The sequence below is a fragment of the Streptomyces sp. CBMA123 genome, assembly GCF_014596465.1.
Taxonomy (GTDB): Bacteria; Actinomycetota; Actinomycetes; order Streptomycetales; family Streptomycetaceae; genus Kitasatospora.
On record NZ_MECK01000290.1, the window covers coordinates 1 to 15644 of the forward strand.

Annotated in this window: 12 protein-coding genes; 1 reads left to right on the forward strand and 11 read right to left on the reverse strand. The window is 71.5% G+C overall.

Annotated elements, in window-relative coordinates:
* Window positions 1-511: 511 nt before the first annotated feature.
* From BG452_RS27470 to BG452_RS27510, 9 genes are all read right to left on the reverse strand, one after another.
* Window positions 512-2035 carry a CoA-acylating methylmalonate-semialdehyde dehydrogenase gene (locus BG452_RS27470; RefSeq protein WP_188307045.1) on the reverse strand — a complete coding sequence of 508 codons (1524 nt, stop codon included), beginning with the start codon at window positions 2033-2035 and terminating at the stop codon, window positions 512-514.
* Between the two features lie 225 nt (window positions 2036-2260).
* Window positions 2261-3109, reverse strand: a complete 849-nt coding sequence (locus tag BG452_RS27475) for a nucleotidyl transferase AbiEii/AbiGii toxin family protein (RefSeq protein ID WP_188307046.1) — start codon at window positions 3107-3109, stop codon at window positions 2261-2263.
* A gap of 107 nt (window positions 3110-3216) precedes the next feature.
* Window positions 3217-3669 carry a hypothetical protein gene (locus tag BG452_RS27480; protein WP_188307047.1) on the reverse strand — a complete coding sequence of 151 codons (453 nt, stop codon included), beginning with the start codon at window positions 3667-3669 and terminating at the stop codon, window positions 3217-3219.
* Window positions 3670-3876: 207 nt separating this feature from the next.
* Complete coding sequence (locus tag BG452_RS27485) at window positions 3877-5271, reverse strand: NAD(P)/FAD-dependent oxidoreductase (protein WP_188307048.1); 1395 nt, start codon at window positions 5269-5271, stop codon at window positions 3877-3879.
* Window positions 5272-5332: 61 nt separating this feature from the next.
* Window positions 5333-6136, reverse strand: coding sequence for an ABC transporter permease (locus BG452_RS27490; protein ID WP_188307049.1), 804 nt, complete (start codon window positions 6134-6136; stop codon window positions 5333-5335).
* Window positions 6136-7080, reverse strand: a complete 945-nt coding sequence (locus tag BG452_RS27495) for an ABC transporter permease (RefSeq protein ID WP_411293030.1) — start codon at window positions 7078-7080, stop codon at window positions 6136-6138. The genes BG452_RS27490 and BG452_RS27495 overlap by 1 nt, the downstream gene beginning before the upstream one ends.
* Window positions 7077-8216 (reverse strand): ABC transporter ATP-binding protein, encoded by a 1140-nt coding sequence (locus tag BG452_RS27500; protein WP_188307050.1) that lies wholly within the window; start codon window positions 8214-8216, stop codon window positions 7077-7079. The genes BG452_RS27495 and BG452_RS27500 overlap by 4 nt, the downstream gene beginning before the upstream one ends.
* 36 nt (window positions 8217-8252) lie before the next feature.
* Window positions 8253-9521, reverse strand: coding sequence for a spermidine/putrescine ABC transporter substrate-binding protein (locus tag BG452_RS27505; protein WP_188307051.1), 1269 nt, complete (start codon window positions 9519-9521; stop codon window positions 8253-8255).
* 55 nt (window positions 9522-9576) lie between these two features.
* Window positions 9577-11088 carry a gamma-aminobutyraldehyde dehydrogenase gene (locus tag BG452_RS27510; protein ID WP_188307052.1) on the reverse strand — a complete coding sequence of 504 codons (1512 nt, stop codon included), beginning with the start codon at window positions 11086-11088 and terminating at the stop codon, window positions 9577-9579.
* 251 nt (window positions 11089-11339) lie between these two features.
* Between BG452_RS27510 and BG452_RS27515 the strand changes: the two genes are divergently transcribed.
* The gene (locus tag BG452_RS27515; RefSeq protein ID WP_188307053.1) at window positions 11340-12995 is read left to right on the forward strand and encodes a PucR family transcriptional regulator; all 1656 of its coding nucleotides are present in this window, start codon (window positions 11340-11342) and stop codon (window positions 12993-12995) included.
* A 3-nt stretch (window positions 12996-12998) separates the two neighbouring features.
* Here BG452_RS27515 and BG452_RS27520 read toward each other — a convergent pair whose 3' ends face one another.
* Together BG452_RS27520 and BG452_RS27525 are read right to left on the reverse strand one after the other, a co-directional pair.
* Window positions 12999-14198 carry a spermidine/putrescine ABC transporter substrate-binding protein gene (locus BG452_RS27520; protein ID WP_188307054.1) on the reverse strand — a complete coding sequence of 400 codons (1200 nt, stop codon included), beginning with the start codon at window positions 14196-14198 and terminating at the stop codon, window positions 12999-13001.
* A gap of 71 nt (window positions 14199-14269) precedes the next feature.
* Window positions 14270-15628, reverse strand: a complete 1359-nt coding sequence (locus tag BG452_RS27525) for an aspartate aminotransferase family protein (protein WP_188307055.1) — start codon at window positions 15626-15628, stop codon at window positions 14270-14272.
* Window positions 15629-15644 lie beyond the last annotated feature (16 nt).

The window sequence follows — 15644 nt, forward strand, 5'->3', positions numbered from 1 at the left end:
CGATCGAGGCCGGGGATGTCAACATATCTGGCGTTGACTTTTGGCACGCTGTTGAGTTCTCAAGGAACGGACACTTCCTTCGAGCCGCCTTCCAGCGGGCCCTCCGGGCGCTTCGTTCTTTCGTGTTCCCAGCTTATCAGATGTTTTCCGCTCCGTTTCCGGGGCTTCGTTCATCCAACTCGCCGGTGTCTTCCGGGGCTTGACGCCCTGTCCGACGTTTCAAACTCTAGCCGATCCCCGCTCCGAAAAGCGAATCCAGCTGCAATCCGATAAAAGGCGCACGCCGAATAAGCACCGAGCCGCCACGCGAAAAGCGAAACGACCGGCACGAACCGGAAGTGGTGTTTCAAGGGATTGGCTACCTCGGGACCGTCCGCGCAGACGCGTGTCCGGTGCTCCCTGCCAGGCAGCTCGAAGAACTGTACGCGCATCTGCGTCCGGATGCAAACGACCTGCAAAAGGGGCAGGCCGGGCCCCGGAGAGAGGGGTCCGGCCTGCTGGACGGGAGGGCTCAGCTGTTGGTGGGGAAGCCGAGGTTGATGCCGCCGTGGGACGGGTCCAGCCAGCGCTGGGTCACGGCCTTGCCACGGGTGAAGAACTGCACGCCGTCCGGGCCGTACGCGTGGGCGTCGCCGAACAGCGAGGCCTTCCAGCCGCCGAAGGAGTAGTAGGCGACCGGCACCGGGATCGGCACGTTGATGCCGACCATGCCGACCTCCACCTCGAACTGGAAGCGCCGGGCCGCGCCGCCGTCGTTGGTGAAGAGGGCGGTCCCGTTGCCGTACGGGTTGGCGTTGATGAGCGCCAGGCCCTCGTCGTAGGAGGCGACGCGCACGACGGAGAGGACCGGGCCGAAGATCTCGTCGTTGTAGACGGACATGCCGGGCTTCACGTGGTCGAACAGCGTGGGGCCGAGCCAGAAGCCGTCGGTGGTCGGGCTGCCGTTCTTGTCCTCGGCGGTGACCGGGTGCTTGCGGCCGTCCACGGCGAGCTCGGCACCGTCGGCGACGCCGGACTCGACGTAGGAGGTGACCTTGTCGCGGTGCTGGCCGGTGACCAGCGGGCCCATCTCGGATTCGCCGTTGCAGCCGGGGCCGACCTTCAGGGTGGCGATCCGCTGCTTGATCTTGTCGACCAGCTCGTCACCGATCGGGTCGACGGCGACCAGGACGGAGACGGCCATGCAACGCTCGCCGGCCGCGCCGAAGCCGGCGTTGACGGCGGCGTCGGCGGCGAGGTCGAGGTCGGCATCGGGCAGCACCAGCATGTGGTTCTTGGCGCCGCCCAGGGCCTGCACGCGCTTGCCGTAGCGGGTGCCGGTCTCGTAGACGTAGCGGGCGATCGGGGTGGAGCCGACGAAGCTGACCGACTTGATGTCCGGGTGCTCCAGCAGGCGGTCGACGGCCACCTTGTCGCCGTGCACGACGTTGAAGACGCCGTCCGGCAGGCCGGCTTCCTTCCACAGCCCGGCCAGGAAGTTGGCCGCGGACGGGTCCTTCTCCGAGGGCTTCACCACGACGGTGTTGCCTGCCGCGATGGCGATCGGGAAGAACCACATCGGCACCATGGCCGGGAAGTTGAACGGCGAGATGATCGCGACCGGGCCGAGCGGCTGGCGGATCGAGTAGACGTCGACGCCGGTGGAGGCCTGCTCGGTGAAGCCGCCCTTGATCAGCTGCGGGATGCCGCAGGCGTACTCGACGACCTCCAGGCCGCGGGCGATCTCGCCCAGCGCGTCCGAGTGCACCTTGCCGTGCTCGGACACGATGATCGCGGCCAGCTCGTCGCGGCGGGCGTTCAGCAGCTCGCGGAAGGCGAAGAGCACCGTGCTCCGCTTGGCCACCGAGGCGGTGCGCCATCCGGCGAAGGCCGAGGCGGCGGCGGCCACGGCCTGGTCGACCTCGGCGATCCCGGCGAAGTCCACCTGGCCGGCGACCTGGCCGGTGGCCGGGTCGAAGATGTCACCGCGGCGGGGCGCCGCACCGGCGGTGGCGACCGACTGGCCGCCGATCCAGTGAGTGATGTGCTTGCTCAAGTCCGTCTGCCTCCGAAGTCCCGGGCGGCGTCCTGCCACCGGTCCGGTCTGGCGCCGCCCGCGAGTGGGCCGGGCGACGGAAATTCACGGGGCTACCGCGCTACGTCTTCCAGTCTGGTGGCCGCCGGGGCACGGCTCAACGAACAGGCTGACGGGGATCGCGGATTCAGCCTTACAGGTCGTCCGGTCACTGCGCCGGACGGGTGAAGCAGGACGGGAGCAGCCTCAGGACTCCTCGTCCTCCAGGTACGGGTCGTGCAGCCCGTCCGCCGCCTCCTGGGTCTCCAGCAGGTCGAGCCGGAGGTCCTGCGCCCAGGCGAGCGCCCACCGCTTGAGCCCGTCCACCGCCCCGGCCTCGACGCCCCGGGCGCGGAACCGGCCGTCCGCCGCCTCGGCCAGCGTCTCCAGCCGGTCGGCGAGCGCGCCCGGCTGGAAGTCCGGGTCCAACTCCCCCGCCAGGGCGAGTAGTTCACCCTCGCGGTAGTTGCGGGTGAGGGCGTGCACATCGATCAGGTCACGCGGCATGCCCCGGTCGACCAGCAGCGTGGTGGTGAGTGCCGCCGCGTCCTCCAGGGCGACCACCGGCAGCACCACCGGTGGCTCGCCCGGCTCCGTCACATCGCGGTCCGCCCCCGGAGCACCGGCATCCGCCTCCGGAGCACCGGCGTCCGCCTCCGAAGTGCCGGGTCCTGCCTCCGGAACGCCGAAGTCCAGCCGCACGGGCCGGTGGCCGAGCGGCTCCTTCCGCAGTTCCACCGAGTGCGACCGCCCGCCCAGCGCCAGCCGTACGGTCAGCTGTTCCAGTCGCGGCGTGCCGGGCCGCTCGACGGCCACGCCGCCGGCCGCGCGGTACGCCTCGGCCAGCGCGGCGGCCACCTCCGGCAGGTCGGCCCCGCCGGTGGCCAGGGTGAGTCCGTCCTGCGGGCAGGCGGCGACGCCGTGGGCGCGCAGCGCGTGCCCACCGGCCAGCGCCAAGCCGTACCGGGCGCAGACGGGCCCGGCGAGCGCGGCCAGGCGCAGTTGGGCGGGTCCCGGCCGGAGGGACGCGTCGACGGCGTGCGGGGCGGTGGTCACGCCTCCAGTCTGACCCGGCCCACCGGCCCGCGCGCTGCCGTCGGGAACCACGCGCTGCCGTCGGAGGCACCCCGCGCAGTACCAGTCCCCGCAGTGCCAGCCCCGCGCTACCAGCCCCCGAGCCCCGCCGCCGCCTCGTGCAGGGCCAGCTCCAGCAGTACCGGGTCGTTGAGCCGCCCGGAGCCGTCGGGCGGCACCAGCCAGCGCACGCCCCGGCTGCTGCGCCCGGGATGGGGGACGACGATCCAGGTGCCCTCCCCCGCGCAGCGCACACCGGTGCCGACCCAGCGGGCGGCGGTGCCGACCGGCATCAGGAAGCTGACGTGCTCCTCGCCGAAGTCGGCGAGGACCGGACCGAGGACCGGGCCGCAGGACCCGGTGTGCAGGCCGCCCAGGACGTCCAGGGCGGCGCGCCCGAGCGGCCCGGCGACGGCGAGGACGTCCCAGCGGCGCCCGGCCGGTAGCAGCACCAGGCCCAGCCCGGTGCGTTCCCACTGCTCCCGGAAGTCCTCCGGGTCCGCTGCCACCTGGGCGAGCCAGTGCAGTCCGGTGCTCTCCATGTCGTGTCCCCGCTTCTCGCCGTTCGTGCTGGTCGGGCGCGGCGGGGATAACGAGACCCGCCGCCACCAAGGAGAGGCGGACGGCGGGTCCCTCTTACACAGGTCTCTTACACAGGTCTCTTGGTCAGGTCTCCTGCACAGGGCTCCTCCCCGGGCTCTTGCGCGAGTCCCGGGACGTACCAGGTCCTACCGGGCGGGGGCCGGCGGTCAGCTGTCGAAGCCGAGCCCCAGCCGGTCGAGGGTGCGCAGCCAGAGGTTGCGGTGGCCGCCGTTGCGGTCGGCGCGCTCCAGCGAGCGGGTGGTGATCTCGATCCCGGCCCAGCGCACCGGCTCGGGCGGGAACGGCAGCGGCTTGGAGCGCACCATGTCCAGCGAGGTGCGTTCGGTGCGCTCGCCGGCGAGCAGGTCGAGCATCACCTCGGCGCCGAAGCGGGTGGCGCCGACGCCGAGCCCGGTGTAGCCGACGGCGTAGGCGACCTTGCCCCGGTACGCGGTGTCGAAGAACGCCGAGAACCGGCTGCAGGTGTCGATGGCGCCGCCCCAGGCGTTGGTGAAGCGCAGCCCCTCCAGCTGTGGGAAGCAGCGGAAGAAGTGGTTGGCCAGCGTGCGGAAGGTCTCCGGCCGCTGGTCGTACTCGTGCCGGACGTGGCCGCCGTAGTGGTAGACGGCGTCGTAGCCGCCCCAGAGGATCCGGTTGTCGGCGGAGAGCCGGAAGTAGTGGAACTTGTTGGCGCTGTCGCCGAGCCCCTGCCGGCCGCGCCAGCCGATCGCGGCGAGCTGCTCGTCGTCGAGCGGCTCGGTCATCAGCGCGTAGTCGTACACCGGCACGACGTATGGACGGACGCGCTTGAGCAGGGACGGGAACACGTTGGTGCCGAGCGCGACCCGACGGGCGAAGACCCGGCCGTACGGGGTGCGGGCCGCCATCCCGCTGCCGTGCTCCCGCAGCTCGGTGGCCCGGGTGTGCTCGAAGATCCGGACGCCCTGGCCCAGGCAGGCCTCCTTCAGGCCCCAGGCGAGCTTGGCGGGGTGGACCATCGCCACGCCGTCCTTGTCCCAGAGGCCGCCGAGGAAGGTCGGCGAGTTCACCTCGGCGCGCAGCTGGTCGGCGTCCAGGACGGTGAGGTCGAAGCCGTAACGGGCGACGGCCTCGGCGACCTCGTGGAGTTCCTCGACCTGGTGGGGCTGGGTGGCGACGTCGATCTCGCCGGTGCGCTCCCATTCGGCGTCGATGCCGTAGCGCTTGAGGGTGGCCTCGATCGCGTCCAGGTTGGCGGCGCCGAGGCGTTCCAGCTGGGCGAGTTCGGCGGGCCAGCGCTCCAGGCCGTTGCCGAAGCCGTGGGTGAGGCTGGCCGCGCAGAATCCGCCGTTGCGCCCGGACGCGGCCCACCCGACCTCGTTGCCCTCGACCAGGACGACGTCCAGCGAGGGGTCGCGTTCCTTGGCGATGAGGGCGGTCCACAGGCCGGAGTAGCCGCCGCCGACGACCAGCAGGTCGCAGGTGGTGTCGCCGACCAGGGCGGGCAGCGCCTGCGGCCGGCCGGGGTCCTCCAGCCAGAAGGGGGTGGGCCTGGCGTCACTGAGCGCGCGGGCGGAGTCCATGCATTATCAGCCACTTTCCACAGATAGGTGATGGTTCGGGCCACCGCTGACCGACCGTACGTCAGGCGGTGGCCTTCCGGCGGTTGCCGAGCCACTGGCCGGCCACGGTCAGCGCGACCGCGGCGACGAACATCGCGGTGCCGATGACGTTCACCTGCACCGGGATGCCGCGCTGCGAGGCGCCCCAGACGAACATCGGGAAGGTGACCGTGGTCGGGCCCGAGTTGAACTGGGTGATGATGAAGTCGTCGAAGGAGAGCGCGAAGCTGAGCAGCGCGCCGGCGGCGATGCCGGGGGCGGCCAGCGGGAGGGTGACCCGCAGGAAGGTCTGGACGGGGGTCGCGTAGAGGTCCTGGGCGGCCTGTTCGAGCCTCGGGTCCATGCTCATCACGCGCGCCTTGACGGCCGTCACCACGAAGCTGAGGCAGAACATGATGTGCGCGATGAGGATGGTGGTGAAGCCGAAGGGGATGCGCATGTTGAGGAACAGCGTCCCCAGCGAGGCGGCCATGACCACCTCGGGCATGGCCATCGGCAGGAAGATCATCGCGGTGGTGGCCGAGCGGCCGCGGAAGCGGTAGCGGGCCAGCGCGAAGGCGACCATGGTGCCGAGCACGGTGGCGCCGATGGTGGCGAGCACCGCGATCTGCAGGCTGAGTGAGAGCGACTGGCACATGTCGGCCACGCCGCAGGGGTTGGTCCAGGCGTCGGTGGAGAACTCGTTCCACTCGTAGTTGAACTTGCCGACCGGCTTGTTGAACGAGAAGGCCAGCACGACCAGGTTGGGCAGCACCAGGTAGGCCAGGGCCAACAGCCCGGCTAGCACCACCAGGTGGGCGCGGACCCACTTCAGGATGCGGGACATCAGACCAGTTCCTCCGTCCCGGCCTTGCGCATGTAGACCGTCACCATGCCCAGGATCAGGGCCATCAGGATGAAGCTCAGCGCAGCCGCCGTGGGGTAGTCGAGCACGTTCAGGAACTGCTTCTGGATGCCGTTGCCGACCATCTGCTCGCTCGGCGAGCCCAGCAGCTGGGCGTTGATGTAGTCGCCGGAGGCCGGGATGAAGGTGAGCAGGGTGCCCGCGACCACGCCCGGAAGCGAGATCGGGAAGGTGACCTTGCGGAAGGTGGTGAAGGGCCGGGCGTAGAGGTCGCCGGCCGCCTCGTGCAGCCGGGGGTCGATCCGCTCCAGCGAGGTGTACAGCGGCAGGATCATGAACGGCAGGAAGTTGTACGTCAGGCCGCAGACCACGGCGAGCGGGGTGGCGAGCACCCGGTCGCCGGAGGTGAGCCCGACGGCGTTGGTCACGTCCAGGACGTGCAGGGTGTTGAGCGCGCCGACCACCGGGCCGCCGTCGGACAGGATGGTCTTCCAGGCCAGCGTGCGGATCAGGAAGCTGGTGAAGAACGGCGCGATGACCAGGATCAGGATGACGTTGCGCCAGCGCCGGCTCGCCTTGAAGGCGATGGTGTACGCCAGCGGGTAGCCGATGGCCAGGCAGAGCACGGTGGCGATGGCCGCGTAGGAGAACGAGCGGACGAAGTGCCACTTGTACTCGACCAGGGCGTCCCAGTAGGTCGCGAGGTGCCAGGTGACCTTGAAGCCCGCTTCGAGCGAGCCGGTCTGCAGCGAGGTGGACGCCTGGTAGACCATCGGGACGGCGAAGAAGACGACCAGCCAGGCGATGCCGGGCAGCAGCAGCCAGTACGGCGTGAGCTTGCGCCGGGGCTTCGGGGTCCGGTCGCCCAGCGGACTGCTGTTCGGAGGTACGGCCTGCGGCGGCGCCGCCGGGGTGGTGGTGGTCACGCGGCCTCCTCCCCGGTGCCCGCGTCGATCGCCTGCGAGGCGTCCAAGGCGAAGGAGTGCGCCGGGTTCCAGTGCAGCAGCACCGGGGCGCCGGGGACGATCCGGGCGTCGCGCTCCATGTTCTGCTCGAACACGGTGACCTCCTGGCCGCCGTCGGTGCGCACCACGTACTGGGTGGAGACCCCGATGAAGCTGGAGTCGAGCACCGTGCCGGCCAGCCTGTTGCGGCCCTCGGCGACCTCCTCGGCGGCGTGGGTGATGGTGATCTTCTCCGGGCGCACGCCCAGGTGGACCTGCTTGGCCTCGGTGGCGCAGCGGGCCTTCGGCACCGCGAGCCGGGCGCCGCCCACGCTGAGCAGCAGGTCCTCGCCCGCGCCGCCGGTGACCTCGGCGGGCAGCAGGTTGGACTGGCCGAGGAAGTTGGCCACGAAGGTGCTGCCGGGGTTCTCGTACAGGTCGGCGGGCGCCCCCAGCTGCTCGACCCGGCCGCCGTTCATCACCGCGATGGTGTCGGCCATGGTCATGGCCTCCTCCTGGTCGTGGGTGACGTGCACGAAGGTGATGCCGACCTCGGTCTGGATCCGCTTGAGCTCCAGCTGCATCTGGCGGCGCAGCTTGAGGTCGAGGGCGCCGAGCGGCTCGTCCAGCAGCAGCACCTGGGGGTGGTTGATCAGCGCGCGGGCGACCGCGACGCGCTGCTGCTGGCCACCGGAGAGCTGGTGCGGCTTGCGCCGGGCGTACTGGCCGAGCTCGACCAGCTCCAGCATGGACTCCACCTGCTTCTTGACGTCCTTCTTGCCGCGTCGGCGCAGGCCGAAGGCGACGTTCTCGAAGATGTCCAGGTGCGGGAAGAGCGCGTAGCTCTGGAAGACGGTGTTCACCGGCCGCTTGTACGGGGGCAGGGCGGTGACGTCCTGGCCGCCGATCAGGACGGTGCCGCTGGTGGGCTCCTCCAGGCCGGCGATCATGCGCAGGGTGGTGGTCTTGCCGCAGCCGGAGGCGCCGAGCAGGGCGAAGAAGGAGCCCTGGGGGACGGTCAGGTCGAGCGGGTGGACGGCGGTGAACGAGCCGTAGGTCTTGCCGATGCCGGTGAGGCGGACGTCGCCGCCGGCCGCGTCGCGCAGCTGGTCTGTCATGGGGTGTCTTCCTGGGTCTGTCGGCCGGGGGTGGGGTCAGGCGCCGATGAGCTTGGAGAACTTCTGCTCGAAGTCGCTCTCCTCGCCCTCGGTGAGGGTGCGGAACACGTGCGCCTTGGCCGCCATCTCGGGGGTGGGTACGACCAGCGGGTTGGCCGCGCTGTCCGGGGCGATGGTGGCGAGCTCGTCCTTCATCCCGGTGACGGCGGAGACGAAGCCGATGCCCGCGACCAGCTGCGCCGCGATCTTCGGCTGATAGTAGAAGTCGATCAGCTTCTCCGCGTTCGTCTTGTGCCGTGCCTTGGCCGGGACCAGCATGTTGTCGGTCGAGGCGAGGTAGCCCTTCTCCGGGATCACGAACTCGATGTCCGGGTTGTCGGCGCGCAGTTGGATCAGGTCACCGCCCCAGGCGACGCAGGCGGCGATGTCCCCGGAGGACAGCTCCTGGCCGTAGTCGTTGCCAGTGAAGCGGCGGATCTGCTTGTCGTCGACGGCCTTCTGCATCCGGGCGATCGCGCCGGCGTAGTCGTCCGCGGTGAACTTCGCCGGGTCCTTGCCCATGTCCAGCAGGACCATCCCGATGCTGTCGCGCATCTCGGAGAGGAAGGTGACCCGGCCCTTGAGTTCGGGGTCGTCCAGCAGTTGGGAGACGCTGGTGACCTCCTTGCCCCTGGTCGCCTTGCGGTTGTACGCGATGACGGTCTGGATGCCGGCCCAGGGGTAGGTGTAGAGCCGGCCCGGGTCCCAGTCGGGGGCGCGGAAGCGGGCGTCGACGTTGGTGATCGCGGTGGTGACGTTCGCCGGGTCGAGCTTCTGCGCCCAGCCGAGCCGGATCAACCGGGCGGCCATCCAGTCGGTGAGCACCACCAGGTCGCGGCCGGTGTCCTGGCCGGCCGCCAGCTGCGGCTTGACCTTGCCGAAGAACTCGACGTTGTCGTTGACGTCCTCGTTGTACTTCACCTTGACGCCGGTGGCCGCGGTGAAGGCGTCCAGGGTGCCGTGCTTCTGCTTGTCCTTCTCGTCGGTGTCGATGTACAGCGGCCAGTTGGAGAAGTCGACCTCCTTCTCGCTCTCCGAGAGGTCCTTGGCGGCGTTGGCGGTCGAGTCGCCGGTCGCCCTGGGGGCCGCCGGGATCCCGCAGGCGGCCAGGGTTCCCGCTCCGGCGGTCAGCGCGGCGGCGCGCAGCAGGCTGCGGCGGCCGACCGCGGCCCGCCCGCTGGTCAGACTGCGTTCCCAGGCCCTGCGGACCGGTTCGGGCAGACCGTCGGTGAGCTCGTCGAACGCCTTGAACGCCTTGAACGCCATGGAACGGGCCTCCTGGGGAAGAGGGGTGCGTGGGGGAGCACCCCGGTCTGGGGGGTTATCTGTCTCCGAAGACGGTGCGGTGCCAGTCCTTGCGGGCCACCGCGGTGGTGTCGAACATGACGTGCTTGACCTGGGTGTACTCGTCCAGCGAGTACTGCGACATGTCCTTGCCGTAGCCGGACGCCTTGTAGCCGCCGTGCGGCATCTCGCTGATGATCGGGATGTGGTCGTTGACCCAGACGCACCCGGCCGCGATCTCCCGGGTGGCGCGCAGCGAGCGGTGCACGTTGCCCGTCCAGGCCGAGGCGGCCAGGCCGTACGGGGTGTCGTTGGCCAGCCGCAGGCCCTCGTCGTCGCCGTCGAAGGGCAGCACCACCAGCACCGGGCCGAAGACCTCGCCCTGGACGACCTCGCTGTCCTGGGCCGCGCCGGTGATCAGGGTCGGCGCGTAGTAGGCGCCCCGGGTGAGGTCGAATCCGTCGTGGCCCCGAGCCGGCGCGGGGCCGCCGGTGACGACGGTGGCGTAGCCGCGGGCGCGCTCCACGAAGCCGGCCACCCGGTCCCGGTGGGCGTAGGAGACCAGCGGGCCGAGGTCGGTGTGGGGGTTAAGCGGGTCGCCGATCCGGATCGCCGCGTACAGCTCGGCGACCCCGGCCACGAAGGCGTCGTAGAGCGGGCGTTGGACGTAGGCGCGGGTCGCGGCGGTGCAGTCCTGGCCGCCGTTGATCAGCGAGGCGGCGACGGCGCCGTGCACCGCGGCGTCCAGGTCGGCGTCGTCGAAGACCACGAAGGGAGCCTTGCCGCCGAGTTCCAGGTGGGTGCGCTTGACGCCGGCGGTGGCCAGTTCGGCGACCCGCCGGCCGACGGCGGTGGATCCGGTGAAGGAGACCATCGCGACGTCGGGGTGGGAGACGAGGTGCTCGCCGGCCGTACGCCCGGCGCCGGTGACCACGTTGACCACGCCGTCCGGGATGCCCGCCTCGGTGCAGGCCCGGGCGAACATCAGCGAGGTCAGCGGGGTCAGTTCGGCCGGCTTGAGGACGATGGTGTTGCCCGCCGCGATCGCCGGGAGGATCTTCCAGGCGGCCATCTGCAGCGGGTAGTTCCACGGCGAGATCGAGCCGACCACGCCGATCGCCTCGCGTCGTACGTAGGAGGTGTGGTCGCCGGAGTACTCCCCGGCCGCCTTGCCCTCCAGGTTGCGGGCGGCGCCGGCGAAGAACGCGGCGTTGTCGACGGTGCCGGGGACGTCGAACTCGGTGGCCAGCTTGACCGGCTTGCCGGTCTGCGCCGTCTCCACCCGGGCGAGGTCCTCCCCGGCGGCGCCCAGCACGGCCGCCAGCCGGGTGAGCGCGTCGGACCGGGCCCCGGGGGTGGCGGAGGACCAGCCGGGCAGGGCGGCCCGCGCGGCGGCGACGGCGGCGTCCACGTCCCCGGCGGTGGCCAGCGCGACCTGTTCGACCACGCTGCCGTCGGCCGGGTTGACGACCTGGAAGGGCTCGCCGCGCCCCCGGGTCCGGCCGCCCGCGATGTACTGCGCGCCCGCGCCGAAGTCGGTCAGGTCCATCTGGGTTCCTCCAAGTGCTCGCGGTTCGACCGCGCTGCGGCGAAACGCTTCCGCGGTGGGGGTCTGCGGTCCCGCTGACCTTGCCAACTGCGGGGTTGACGTGACAAGGGTCACTTCGACAGTCTCGACACGAAGGGCCTTACAGAGTGCAAGGCTCATCGCAGGGCAACAGGTCGTCGGGCCGATGGATGATTCACCTGACACCCTGTCCCCTCCCCTTCCGCTCACCCCCCGGCCCCAGGAGGCCCGCGATGCTCCCCACCGTCGCCCGAGTCCTCGACCTGGAGGTGATGCGGCGCGGCCTGCCCCAGGTGGTGGCCGGCGCCGACCGCCTGGAGCGGCCGGTCCGCTGGGTGCACGTCAGCGAACTGCCCGACGTCGCCGGGATGCTGCAGGGCGGCGAGCTGGTGCTGACCACCGGCATCGCCCTGCCCGAGGACCGCGAGGGCCTGGCCCGCTACGTCCGCGACCTCGACGAGGTCGGCGTGGCCGGCCTGGTGGTCGAGTTCGGCCGGCGCTACTTCGACTCGCTCCCGCGCGCCCTGGTGCACGCCGCCGAACAGCGCGGACTACCGCTGATCGTGCTCCGCCGCGAGGTGCGCTTCGTCGCCGTCACCGAGGCCGTGCACGCCCTGGTGGTGAACGCCCAGCTGGAACAGCTGCGGATCTCCGAATCGGTCCACCAGGTCTTCAACGAGCTGGTGGTGGAGGGCGCCGAGCCGCCCGAGGTGATCCGCCAGGTGGCCCGGATGGCGGGCGCGCCGGTGGTCCTGGAGAACCTGGCCCACCAGGTGCTCGCCCACGACACCGCCGGACGCCCGGAGGCCGAACTCCTGGAGGACTGGGAGCGCCGCTCGCGCGGGGTCCGTCCGCCCGGCCGCACCGGCCACGACCCGCGCAGCGGCTGGCTGGTGACCACCGTCGGCGCCCGCGGCCAGGACTGGGGCCGGCTGGTCCTGGCCCTGGAGCCGGGCCCGCTGCCGGAGGGCGAGGCGCACCCGCACGCCATGCTGCTGGAGCGCGGTGCCTCCGCGCTGGCGCTCAACCGGCTGGTGGTGCGCGACCGGGAGAGCCTGGAGCGGCAGACCCACCGCACCCTGCTCTCCGGCATCCTCACCCACGCGCTCACCGTCTCCGAGGTGGCCCTGCGCGCCCAGGCGCTCGGCGTCCCGCTGGACGGCCGCCGGCTGGTCGGCGTGGTGCTGCGCCAGCGCCGCGGGCCGATCCCGGCCGCGCTGGAGGCGCAGGCCCGGCTGCGCGACTTCACCGAGCTGGCCGCCGGCGCGGTCCGGGCCTGCCGGCTCTCCGCCCTGGTCGGCGCGCTGGACGACGAGGGCGTCGGCCTGCTGATCGCGCTCGGCGCCCAGCAGGACGAGCACGTCGCCCTGGACTCCTTCTCCGCCACCCTGCGCCGGATGTCCGCCGAGGCCGGCCGGGAGGGCGCCGACGCCCCCGGCCCGGTGGTCGCGGTCGGCTCCTCGGTCGGCTCGGTCCGCGACGCCCGGCGCACCCTGCTGGAGGCCGCCCAGGTCGCCGACGCGGCCCTGCACGACGCGCCCGGCGGGGGCCGGACCGCCTCCTACTACCGGCTGCCGGACGTCCGGCTGCGCGGCCTGCTCCACCTGCTGCGCGACGACGCCCGCCTGCAGACGTACGTGGAGCGGGAGTTGGGCCCGCTGCTGGCCCACGACGCCGAGCACAACGGCCAGTTGGTGCAGATGCTGCGGATCTACCTGGAGCAGGGCCGGAACAAGTCGGCGGCGGCCGACGCCGCCCACCTGTCCCGGCCGTCCTTCTACGACCGGCTGCACAAGGTCGAGCGGATCCTCGGCGTCGACCTCGACCAGGTGGAGTCCTGCCTGTCCCTGCACGTGGCGCTGCTCGCGCTGGACGCCGTCCGCCGCTGAGCGTCACACCCCCGTGATGCGCCCCCACACCTTGTGCAGCTCCGGCCGCTCGGCCGAGGTGACGTCGCGCATGCCGTGCAGCCGGGCCCGCATCTCCTCGGTCGGGAACACCAGCGGGTTCTCGGCGAGTTCGGCCTTGTCCTTGTCCCCGCTGTCCGCCAGCACCTCGCGGGCGGCCGGCACCGGGCAGATGTACTCGACGGCCGCGGCGAGTTCGGCGGCCACCTCGGGCTGGTAGTAGTAGTCGATCAGCAGCTCGGCGTTGCGCTTGTGCACGGCCCGGTTGGGGATCATCAGGCTCTCCGCCCACAGCTCGCCGCCCTCTTCCGGCACCACGAAGGCGATGTCCGGGTTCCCGGCGGTGAGTTGGACGGCGTCGCCGGAGTAGGCCTGGCAGGCGATCGCGGCACCGGAGGCGAGGTCGCTGGTGTAGTCGTTGCCGGTGAAGCGGCGGACGTGGCCGGTGTCGACCATCCGCTGCACCAGGTCCATCGCCTTGTGGGCGTCGTCGTCGTCGAAGCGCGCGATGTCCGCGCCCTGGGAGAGCATCAGCAGCCCGAGCGCCTCGTCCAGCCCGGCGAACAGCGTGATCCGGCCCTTGAGGTCGGGCGCCCACAGGTCGGCGGTGGACTTCAGCTCCCGGCCGAGCGCCTTGCGGTTGTACGCGATGCCGGTGATCCCGGACTGCCAGGGCACGCTGCGCCGGCGCCCCGGGTCGAAGACCGGGTTCGCCAGCTGCGGGTCCAGGTTGGCGGTGACGTTGGGCAGGTTGTCCCGGTCCATCGCCTGCACCCAGCCGAGCGAGACGTACCGCCCGGCCATCCAGTCGCTGATCACCATCAGGTCCCGGCCCGGGTCGGCGCCCTGGGTGAGCACCGGGCTGATCTTGCCGAAGAACTCGTCGTTGTCGTTGATGTCCTCGGTGTAGGTGACCGCGATCCCGGTCTTCTCGCTGAAGGCGTCCAAAGTCGGGCGCCGACCCTGGTCGTCGGTGTCGATGTACTGCGTCCAGTTGGAGAAGTTCAGCCGCTTGTCGCGCTCCGAGCGGTCCGGCGCCGAGCGGCGGTCCTCGGCGACGTACGCGGACGGGATGCCGCAACCGGTCAGCGTGCCGGCGCCGAGCAGCGCGGCCCCGCCGAGCACCGAACGTCGGCGCATGACACGGAAGTCGGAGGGTCGGGTCAGGGTGGAGCTGCGGGACATGTGGGGCCTTCCGGAGCGTGGAACGGCCCCGGGAACACGCGGGTGCGCCCGGGGCCGTCCTGGTAGGTACGTCAGACGGTGTGCGCGTCGGTCAGCGACAGCACCTCGTCCAGCACCGCGAGGCCGGTCTTGGCCTCCTCCTCGGTGACGGTGCACGGCGGGACGACGTGGAAGCGGTTCATGTTGACGAACGGCCAGAGCCCGCGCCGCTTGCAGGCAGCGGCCAGCTCGGCCATCGGCGCGTTGTCGGCGCCCGCGGCGTTGTAGGGGACGAGCGGCTCCCGGGTCTCCCGGTCCTTCACCAGGTCCAGCGCCCAGAACACACCGAGGCCGCGCACCTCGCCGATCGAGGGGTGCCGCTCGGCCAGCTCGCGCAGGCCGGGGCCGAGCACCGTCTCGCCGATGTGCCTGGCGTTCTCGACGATGCCCTCCTCCGCCATGGCGTTGAGGGTGGCCACCGCCGAGGCGCAGGCCAGCGGGTGCCCGGAGTAGGTGAGCCCGCCGGGGAACGGCCGCTCGGCGAAGGTGGCGGCGATCTCCGCGTTGATCGCCACGCCGCCCAGCGGGACGTAGCCCGAGTTGACGCCCTTGGCGAAGGTCATCAGGTCCGGCACGACGCCCCAGTGGTCGGCGGCGAACCACTCACCGGTGCGGCCGAAGCCGGCCATCACCTCGTCCAGGATGAACACGATCCCGTACCGGTCACAGATCTCCCGCACCCCGGCCAGGTAGCCCGGCGGCGGGATCAGGATGCCGGCGGTGCCGACCACCGTCTCCAGGATCACCGCCGCGACCGTGCCCGGCCCCTCGAACGCGATCACCTGCTCCAGGTGCTCCAGCGCGCGCTCGCACTCCTGCGCCTCGTTCTCGGCGTGGAAGTTGGAGCGGTAGGCGTACGGGCCCCAGAAGTGCACCACGCCGGAGACGCCGGTCTCGTTGGCCCAGCGCCGCGGGTCGCCGGTCAGGGCGATCGCGTTGGCGGTGGCGCCGTGGTACGAGCGGTAGGTGGACAGCACCTTCTGCCGGCCGGTGTGCAGCCGGGCCAGCCGGATGGCGTTCTCGACCGCCTCCGCCCCGCCGTTGGTGAAGAAGATCTTGTCCAGGTCGCCCGGGGTGCGCTCGGCGATCAGCCGGGCCGCCTCACTGCGCGACTCGACCGCGAAGCCGGGGGCGATGGTGCAGAGCTTCGCCGCCTGCTCCTGGATCGCGGCGACCACCTTCGGGTGCTGGTGGCCGATGTTGGTGTTGACCAGCTGCGAGGAGAAGTCCAGGTAGCGGTTGCCGTCGTAGTCCCAGAAGTACGAGCCCTCGGCGCCGGCCACCGCGAGGGGGTCGATCAGCGCCTGGGCGGACCACGAGTGGAAGACGTGCGCGCGGTCGGCGGCCTTGACGGCCTGGCCGGCGGCTGAGTCAGCGGTGGGGATGCTCATGCCGGTAAGGCTAGGG